General features: G+C 53.4%; 7 protein-coding genes and 1 pseudogene. All 8 read left to right on the top strand.

What is annotated here, in order from left to right:
* Positions 1-327: pseudogene (gene tuf, locus ACJ8HA_RS23220) on the top strand (elongation factor Tu); the annotation flags it as partial.
* A 259-nt stretch (positions 328-586) separates the two neighbouring features.
* Entirely contained in the window at positions 587-970 is a 384-nt protein-coding gene (gene secE, locus ACJ8HA_RS23215) for a preprotein translocase subunit SecE (protein WP_004929916.1), read from the top strand.
* A gap of 1 nt (position 971) precedes the next feature.
* The gene (gene nusG, locus ACJ8HA_RS23210) at positions 972-1,517 is read left to right on the top strand and encodes a transcription termination/antitermination protein NusG (protein WP_004929914.1); all 546 of its coding nucleotides are present in this window, start codon (positions 972-974) and stop codon (positions 1,515-1,517) included.
* Positions 1,518-1,682: 165 nt separating this feature from the next.
* Positions 1,683-2,111, top strand: coding sequence for a 50S ribosomal protein L11 (gene rplK / locus ACJ8HA_RS23205; RefSeq protein WP_015376316.1), 429 nt, complete (start codon positions 1,683-1,685; stop codon positions 2,109-2,111).
* A 3-nt stretch (positions 2,112-2,114) separates the two neighbouring features.
* Positions 2,115-2,819 carry a 50S ribosomal protein L1 gene (rplA, locus tag ACJ8HA_RS23200; RefSeq protein ID WP_019456443.1) on the top strand — a complete coding sequence of 235 codons (705 nt, stop codon included), beginning with the start codon at positions 2,115-2,117 and terminating at the stop codon, positions 2,817-2,819.
* 338 nt (positions 2,820-3,157) lie between these two features.
* Positions 3,158-3,655 (top strand): 50S ribosomal protein L10, encoded by a 498-nt coding sequence (gene rplJ, locus ACJ8HA_RS23195; RefSeq protein WP_004929905.1) that lies wholly within the window; start codon positions 3,158-3,160, stop codon positions 3,653-3,655.
* 63 nt (positions 3,656-3,718) lie between these two features.
* On the top strand, positions 3,719-4,084 hold the full coding sequence (rplL, locus tag ACJ8HA_RS23190; RefSeq protein ID WP_004929903.1) for a 50S ribosomal protein L7/L12: 366 nt from the start codon (positions 3,719-3,721) through the stop codon (positions 4,082-4,084).
* A gap of 332 nt (positions 4,085-4,416) precedes the next feature.
* Complete coding sequence (gene rpoB / locus ACJ8HA_RS23185; RefSeq protein WP_025304938.1) at positions 4,417-8,445, top strand: DNA-directed RNA polymerase subunit beta; 4,029 nt, start codon at positions 4,417-4,419, stop codon at positions 8,443-8,445.
* Positions 8,446-8,549: the final 104 nt, after the last annotated feature.

The raw sequence follows: 8,549 nt of genomic DNA, 5'->3' as shown, positions 1-8,549 counted from the left end.
ATCGAACGTGGTCAGGTACTGGCTAAACCAGGCTCCATCAAGCCACACACCCAGTTCGAATCTGAAGTGTACATCCTGAGCAAAGATGAAGGTGGTCGTCACACGCCATTCTTCAAAGGCTACCGTCCACAGTTCTACTTCCGTACCACTGACGTGACCGGTACCATCGAACTGCCAGAAGGCGTAGAGATGGTAATGCCAGGCGACAACGTGAACATGGTTGTCACCCTGATTCACCCAATTGCGATGGACGACGGTCTGCGTTTCGCAATCCGTGAAGGCGGCCGTACCGTTGGCGCAGGCGTTGTTGCTAAAGTTATCGCTTAATCGCTGATAAAGTTTGACGCGACACGCGGTAAAAGGGCATCATTTGATGCCCTTTTTCTACGCTGTGAACTAGAACCTATCTCATCAGCGATTTTGCAGTCATAATCATTGGTGAGATGGGCTCTTAAACCGTATTGACTGAATACGTCATGGCGTAAAACACCGGGATATTGCTATTGCGGTATCCGATCGGTTTGGTTTGCCTCGCAATGCGAGGCAAAGTTGTTTGTTCTGAATCATCATTGTGACAGGTTGGTTTATGAGTGCGAATACCGAGGCTCAAGGGAGCGGACGCGGCCTGGAAGCGGCAAAGTGGCTGATCGTCGCCGTTCTGTTGGTTGTGGCTATTGTCGGTAACTATTACTACCGTGATTTAAGCCTGCCATTGCGCGCGCTGGCAGTTGTGCTGATCATCGCCGTTGCAGGTGCAGTGGCTCTGATGACCACCAAAGGCAAAGCCACCGTTGCGTTTGCCCGCGAAGCGCGTACCGAAGTACGTAAAGTGATTTGGCCAACTCGTCAGGAAACGCTACACACCACGTTGATCGTTGCCGCGGTAACCGCCGTGATGTCACTGATTCTGTGGGGACTGGATGGTATTCTGGTCCGTCTGGTGTCGTTTATTACTGGCCTGAGGTTCTAAAATGTCTGAAGCTCCAAAAAAACGTTGGTACGTCGTTCAGGCGTTTTCCGGTTTTGAAGGTCGCGTAGCGCAATCGCTGCGTGAACACATCAAACTGCACGATATGGAAGAGCTGTTCGGCGAAGTGATGGTGCCTACGGAAGAAGTGGTTGAAATCCGTGGTGGCCAGCGTCGCAAGAGCGAGCGTAAATTCTTCCCTGGCTACGTGCTGGTGCAGATGGTGATGAATGACGCCAGCTGGCACCTGGTGCGCAGCGTACCGCGTGTCATGGGGTTCATCGGCGGCACGTCTGACCGTCCTGCGCCTATCAGCGATAAAGAAGTTGATGCGATCATGAACCGCCTGCAGCAGGTTGGTGACAAACCGCGTCCGAAGACGCTGTTCGAGCCGGGCGAGCTGGTGCGCGTCAACGATGGCCCGTTTGCAGATTTCAACGGCGTGGTCGAAGAAGTCGATTACGAAAAGAGCCGCCTGAAAGTTTCCGTTTCCATCTTCGGCCGTGCAACGCCGGTGGAACTGGACTTCAGCCAGGTTGAGAAAGGCTGATCGAATAATCAGCAATGAGTGGCGCGTTGCCGCTTGTCAAAGGCGCGAAATTGAACTACAATTTCGCGCCTTTTGTTTTTAGATGCCTTGCCTGATGCCTGTCTGGCGAGGTGAAACACGGGGAGCCTTTTGCGAGGCGATACTACCCAAACCGAGGAAATTTAAATGGCTAAGAAAGTACAAGCCTACGTCAAGCTGCAAGTTGCAGCTGGTATGGCGAACCCGAGCCCACCAGTGGGTCCAGCTCTGGGTCAGCAGGGCGTTAACATCATGGAATTCTGTAAGGCATTCAACGCTAAGACTGACAGCGTTGAAAAAGGTCTGCCGATTCCGGTTGTTATCACCGTTTATTCTGATCGCTCCTTCACTTTCGTTACCAAAACCCCGCCAGCAGCAGTTCTGCTGAAAAAAGCGGCTGGTATCAAGTCTGGTTCCGGTAAGCCGAACAAAGACAAAGTAGGTAAAGTGACTCGTGCTCAGGTACGTGAAATCGCAGAAACCAAAGCTGCGGACATGACTGGTTCTGACGTTGAAGCGATGACTCGCTCCATCGAAGGTACCGCTCGTTCCATGGGCCTGGTAGTGGAGGATTAAGAGATGGCTAAGCTGACCAAGCGCATGCGCGTGATCCGTGACAAAGTTGATGCTACTAAACAGTATGACATCACCGAAGCTGTTGCTCTGCTGAAAGAGCTGGCCACCGCTAAATTCGTAGAAAGCGTTGACGTTGCCGTTAACCTCGGCATCGACGCTCGTAAATCTGACCAAAACGTTCGTGGCGCTACCGTTCTGCCACACGGCACCGGTCGTTCCGTTCGCGTTGCCGTATTTGCCCAAGGCGCTAACGCTGAAGCAGCGAAAGCTGCCGGCGCAGAGCTGGTAGGTATGGACGATCTGGCTGACCAGATCAAGAAAGGCGAAATGAACTTCGACGTTGTTATTGCTTCCCCGGATGCAATGCGCGTTGTAGGTCAACTGGGCCAGATCCTGGGTCCACGCGGCCTGATGCCAAACCCGAAAGTGGGTACCGTTACTCCGAACGTTGCTGAAGCAGTGAAAAACGCTAAAGCTGGTCAGGTTCGCTACCGTAACGACAAAAACGGCATCATCCATACCACTATCGGTAAGGTTGATTTCGACGCAGACAAGCTGAAAGAAAACCTGGAAGCCCTGCTGGTTGCGCTGAAAAAAGCAAAACCTTCTCAGGCGAAAGGCATGTACATCAAGAAAGTTAGCCTCTCCACCACCATGGGTGCTGGCGTTGCTATCGATCAGAGCGGTCTGTCTGCTGCAGCGAACTAATCGCACTTGCGATTATCGCTTTGACTTGGGGCCGAGATTTGTCTAGAATCTTATGCCCCAAGGTTTTGCTACTGGCTATGCCGTAGGCAAAACAAAGATTTTTCGGTTGGAGCCTGGCCTATCCAGGCCTCCGTCCAAGACCGCAGGTGTATCGCAAGATACTTAATCCTTCCTGCGTAGACGGTGACAGAGCCTAAGAAAATTTTTCTTTTTTATAAAAGAATGTCTTTGCTGGATTCTGCTCACCGTGTTAAGCCGCTCGGCGTGGCGTTTTACAAAGCGCCGAGTGAAGTGAGTTCCGGGGGATTTTCCCCGGCTAATCCAGGAGCAAAAAGCTAATGGCATTAAATCTTCAAGACAAACAAGCGATTGTTGCTGAAGTCAGCGAAGTAGCCAAAGGCGCGCTGTCTGCGGTTGTTGCGGATTCCCGCGGTGTTACCGTAGATAAAATGACTGAACTGCGTAAAGCAGGTCGTGAAGCTGGCGTTTACATGCGTGTTGTTCGCAACACCCTGATGCGTCGCGTAGTTGAAGGCACTCCATTCGAATGCCTGAAAGACACGTTTGTCGGTCCAACCTTGATTGCATTCTCTCACGAACACCCGGGCGCTGCTGCTCGTCTGTTCAAAGAGTTCGCGAAAGCGAATGCAAAATTCGAGGTTAAAGCTGCGGCCTTTGAAGGTGAGCTGATCCCAGCGGCGCAAATCGACCGCCTGGCGACGCTGCCAACTTACGAAGAAGCGATCGCACGCCTGATGGCAACCATGAAAGAAGCCGCTGCCGGCAAACTGGTTCGCACTCTGGCTGCAGTACGCGATCAGAAAGAAGCGGCGTAAGCCACTCTTTCTTAGCCTTTGCTAACGTATTTAAACTATTTCTGAATTTTAGGAACAATTGTTATGTCTATCACTAAAGACCAAATCCTGGAAGCAGTTGCCGCTATGTCCGTAATGGACGTTGTTGAACTGGTTTCCGCTATGGAAGAAAAATTCGGCGTTTCTGCTGCTGCTGCTGTAGCTGTAGCTGCTGGCCCAGCTGAAGCTGCTGAAGAGAAAACTGAATTCGACGTTATCCTGAAAGCTGCAGGCGCTAACAAAGTTGCTGTTATCAAAGCAGTACGTGGCGCTACCGGCCTGGGTCTGAAAGAAGCTAAAGACCTGGTTGAATCTGCTCCAGCCGCTCTGAAAGAAGGCGTGAGCAAAGATGACGCAGAAGCTCTGAAAAAATCTCTGGAAGAAGCTGGCGCAGAAGTTGAAGTTAAATAAGCCAACCTTTCCGGTTGCAGCCTAGTCTTTTAGGCTGATGGCTGGTGACTTTTTAGTCACCAGCCTTTTTGCGCTGTAGGGCGCCAGTAGCGTTTCACACTGTTTGGCTGCTGGTTTCGCCTCCCAATGTTTGTTTCTGTTGACGACTTAATATACCGCGGTCTTTGCACTACCAGGAGTTCTGGGGGAAGACGCGATGAAATGGTTTAAGCGTGATAGCAAGAGACATTGCGGAAAGTGTTCCCGCTTTCCGGTCGACAAAACGGTGTTGCATGAACTGTCCCTAATCGGACGGACAGATTGGGTCACTGATCAGCGAGCTGAGGAACCCTATGGTTTACTCCTATACCGAGAAAAAACGTATTCGTAAGGATTTTGGTAAACGTCCACAAGTGCTGGACATACCATATCTCCTTTCTATCCAGCTTGACTCGTTCCAGAAGTTTATCGAGCAAGATCCAGAAGGGCAGTACGGCCTTGAAGCCGCATTCCGTTCTGTTTTCCCTATCCAGAGCTACAGTGGCAATTCGGAGCTGCAATACGTTAGCTACCGTCTTGGTGAGCCGGTCTTCGACGTCAAAGAGTGCCAGATCCGTGGTGTGACGTTCTCTGCACCGCTGCGCGTAAAACTGCGCCTGGTTATCTATGAGCGCGAAGCGCCTGAAGGTACGGTCAAAGACATCAAGGAACAAGAAGTCTACATGGGCGAAATTCCGCTCATGACCGAAAACGGCACCTTTGTGATCAACGGTACTGAGAGGGTTATCGTATCTCAGTTGCACCGTAGTCCTGGCGTATTCTTCGACAGCGATAAGGGTAAAACCCACTCTTCGGGTAAAGTGCTGTACAACGCACGCATCATCCCTTACCGCGGTTCATGGTTGGACTTCGAGTTCGATCCGAAAGACAACCTGTTCGTGCGTATTGACCGTCGCCGCAAACTGCCTGCGACCATCATTCTGCGCGCGCTGAACTACACCACTGAACAGATCCTCGACCTGTTCTTTGACAAGATCGTCTTCGAAATCCGCGACAACAAGCTGCAGATGGAGCTGGTGCCAGAGCGCCTGCGTGGTGAGACCGCTTCGTTCGATATCGAAGCCAACGGCAAGATCTACGTAGAGAAAGGCCGTCGCATCACCGCTCGTCATATCCGTCAGCTGGAAAAAGACGACATTCAGAGCATTGAAGTACCGGTAGAGTACATCGCGGGCAAAGTGGTCGCGAAAGACTATATCGATACCAATACCGGCGAACTGATCTGCGCAGCCAACATGGAGCTGTCGCTGGATCTGCTGGCCAAACTGAGCCAGTCTGGCCACAAGCGCATCGAAACGCTGTTCACCAACGATCTGGATCACGGCGCGTACATCTCTGAAACGCTGCGTGTCGATCCGACCAACGATCGTCTGAGCTCGCTGGTAGAAATCTACCGCATGATGCGCCCTGGTGAGCCGCCAACGCGCGAAGCTGCCGAAAGCCTGTTCGAGAACCTGTTCTTCTCCGAAGACCGCTACGATCTGTCCGCGGTGGGTCGCATGAAGTTCAACCGTTCTCTGCTGCGCGACGAGATCGAAGGTTCGGGCATCCTGAGCAAAGACGACATCATCGAAGTGATGAAGAAGCTCATCGATATCCGTAACGGCAAGGGCGAAGTGGACGACATCGACCACTTGGGCAACCGTCGTATCCGCTCCGTCGGCGAAATGGCCGAGAACCAGTTCCGCGTAGGTCTGGTGCGTGTTGAGCGTGCGGTGAAAGAGCGTCTGTCTCTGGGCGATCTGGATACCCTGATGCCTCAGGACATGATCAACGCCAAGCCGATTTCGGCGGCGGTGAAAGAGTTCTTCGGTTCCAGCCAGCTGTCCCAGTTCATGGACCAGAACAACCCGCTGTCCGAGATCACGCACAAGCGTCGTATCTCCGCACTGGGCCCGGGCGGTCTGACCCGTGAGCGCGCCGGCTTTGAAGTTCGAGACGTACACCCGACCCACTACGGCCGCGTGTGCCCAATCGAAACGCCGGAAGGTCCAAACATCGGTCTGATCAACTCCCTGTCCGTGTACGCACAGACTAACGAGTATGGCTTCCTGGAAACCCCGTACCGCCGCGTGCGTGACGGCGTGGTGACCGATGAAATCAACTACCTGTCTGCTATTGAAGAAGGCAACTTCGTTATCGCCCAGGCGAACTCCAACCTGGATGAAGAAGGCCGCTTCGTAGAAGACCTGGTCACCTGCCGCAGCAAAGGCGAATCAAGCCTGTTCAGCCGCGATCAGGTTGACTACATGGACGTATCCACCCAGCAGGTTGTTTCCGTTGGTGCCTCACTGATTCCATTCCTGGAACACGATGACGCCAACCGTGCATTGATGGGTGCGAACATGCAACGTCAGGCCGTACCAACCCTGCGCGCTGACAAGCCGCTGGTCGGTACCGGTATGGAACGTGCTGTAGCGGTTGACTCCGGCGTAACCGCCGTTGCCAAACGCGGCGGTGTGATCCAGTACGTGGATGCTTCCCGTATCGTTATCAAAGTTAACGAAGACGAGATGTACCCGGGCGAAGCAGGTATCGATATTTACAACCTGACCAAGTACACCCGTTCTAACCAGAACACCTGCATCAACCAGATGCCGTGTGTGAGTCTGGGTGAGCCAATCGAGCGCGGTGACGTGCTGGCGGATGGCCCATCGACAGACCTGGGCGAACTGGCACTGGGCCAGAACATGCGCGTAGCGTTCATGCCTTGGAACGGCTACAACTTCGAAGACTCCATCTTGGTCTCCGAGCGCGTGGTGCAGGAAGATCGCTTCACCACCATCCACATCCAGGAACTGGCGTGCGTGTCTCGCGACACCAAGCTGGGGCCTGAAGAGATCACCGCCGACATCCCTAACGTGGGTGAAGCTGCGCTCTCCAAGCTGGATGAATCCGGTATCGTGTATATCGGCGCTGAAGTGACCGGCGGTGACATCCTGGTCGGTAAGGTAACGCCTAAAGGCGAAACCCAGCTGACGCCGGAAGAGAAACTGCTGCGTGCGATCTTCGGTGAGAAAGCGTCTGACGTTAAAGACTCTTCTCTGCGTGTGCCGAACGGCGTTTCCGGTACGGTTATCGACGTGCAGGTCTTCACCCGTGATGGCGTGGAAAAAGACAAGCGCGCGTTGGAAATCGAAGAGATGCAGCTGAAGCAGGCGAAGAAAGACCTGACGGAAGAACTGCAGATCCTGGAAGCCGGCCTGTTTGCACGTATCCACGCGGTGCTGGTTGCCGGTGGCATCGAAGCCGACAAGCTGAGCAAGCTGCCGCGCGATCGCTGGCTGGAACTGGGCCTGACCGACGAAGAGAAGCAAAACCAGCTGGAACAGCTGGCCGAGCAGTACGACGAACTGAAATCCGACTTCGAGAAGAAGCTGGAAGCCAAGCGTCGTAAGATCACTCAGGGCGACGATCTGGCGCCGGGCGTGCTGAAAATCGTCAAGGTTTATCTGGCTGTTAAACGTCAGATCCAACCGGGTGACAAGATGGCGGGCCGCCACGGTAACAAGGGTGTTATCTCCAAGATCAACCCGATCGAAGATATGCCTTACGATGAAAACGGCACGCCGGTAGACATCGTACTGAACCCGCTGGGCGTACCATCACGTATGAACATCGGTCAGATCCTGGAAACCCACCTGGGTATGGCTGCGAAAGGCATCGGTGAGAAGATCAACCAGATGCTGAAGCAGCAGCAGGAAGTGGCCAAGCTGCGTGAGTTCATCCAGAAGGCCTACGATCTGGGCGACGACGTTTGCCAGAAAGTTGACCTGAACACCTTCAGCGACGACGAAGTGCTGCGTCTGGCAGAGAACCTGAAAAAAGGTATGCCGATCGCAACACCGGTGTTTGACGGTGCGAAAGAGACTGAAATCAAGAAGCTGCTGGAAATGGGTGGTATCCCGACCTCCGGTCAGATCACGCTGTTCGATGGCCGTACCGGTGAGCAATTCGAGCGCCAGGTTACTGTCGGCTATATGTACATGCTGAAACTGAACCACTTGGTTGACGATAAAATGCACGCCCGTTCAACCGGTTCTTACAGCTTGGTTACTCAGCAACCTCTGGGTGGTAAAGCGCAGTTCGGTGGTCAACGCTTCGGTGAGATGGAAGTGTGGGCACTGGAAGCATACGGCGCGGCTTATACCCTGCAGGAAATGCTCACCGTTAAGTCGGATGACGTTAACGGCCGTACCAAGATGTACAAAAACATCGTGGATGGCGACCACCGGATGGAGCCAGGCATGCCGGAATCCTTCAACGTACTGTTGAAAGAAATCCGCTCGCTCGGCATCAACATCGAACTGGAAGACGAGTAATCGTCATTCCGGCTCAGGCTCCCCGCCTAAGGGAGCCTGAGGGTGGTTGTTCAGGTCACACGGGTACCTACTGCGGTTGTGGGTACCCAACAGGTTTAACTCCG

The sequence above is a fragment of the Serratia sp. CY33802 genome (assembly GCF_052169095.1).
Lineage (GTDB): Bacteria > Pseudomonadota > Gammaproteobacteria > Enterobacterales > Enterobacteriaceae > Serratia > Serratia bockelmannii.
The sequence above is the reverse complement of the archived record's forward strand: the minus strand, read 5'-3'. Positions and strand labels throughout refer to the sequence as shown.

What these genes read in the sequence shown, in the direction of transcription:
- secE (WP_004929916.1), top strand. Translation starts at nt 587, where the DNA reads ATGAGTGCGAATACCGAGGCTCAAGGGAGCGGACGCGGCCTGGAAGCG.
- nusG (WP_004929914.1), top strand. Translation starts at nt 972, where the DNA reads ATGTCTGAAGCTCCAAAAAAACGTTGGTACGTCGTTCAGGCGTTTTCC.
- rplK (WP_015376316.1), top strand. Translation starts at nt 1,683, where the DNA reads ATGGCTAAGAAAGTACAAGCCTACGTCAAGCTGCAAGTTGCAGCTGGT.
- rplA (WP_019456443.1), top strand. Translation starts at nt 2,115, where the DNA reads ATGGCTAAGCTGACCAAGCGCATGCGCGTGATCCGTGACAAAGTTGAT.
- rplJ (WP_004929905.1), top strand. Translation starts at nt 3,158, where the DNA reads ATGGCATTAAATCTTCAAGACAAACAAGCGATTGTTGCTGAAGTCAGC.
- rplL (WP_004929903.1), top strand. Translation starts at nt 3,719, where the DNA reads ATGTCTATCACTAAAGACCAAATCCTGGAAGCAGTTGCCGCTATGTCC.
- rpoB (WP_025304938.1), top strand. Translation starts at nt 4,417, where the DNA reads ATGGTTTACTCCTATACCGAGAAAAAACGTATTCGTAAGGATTTTGGT.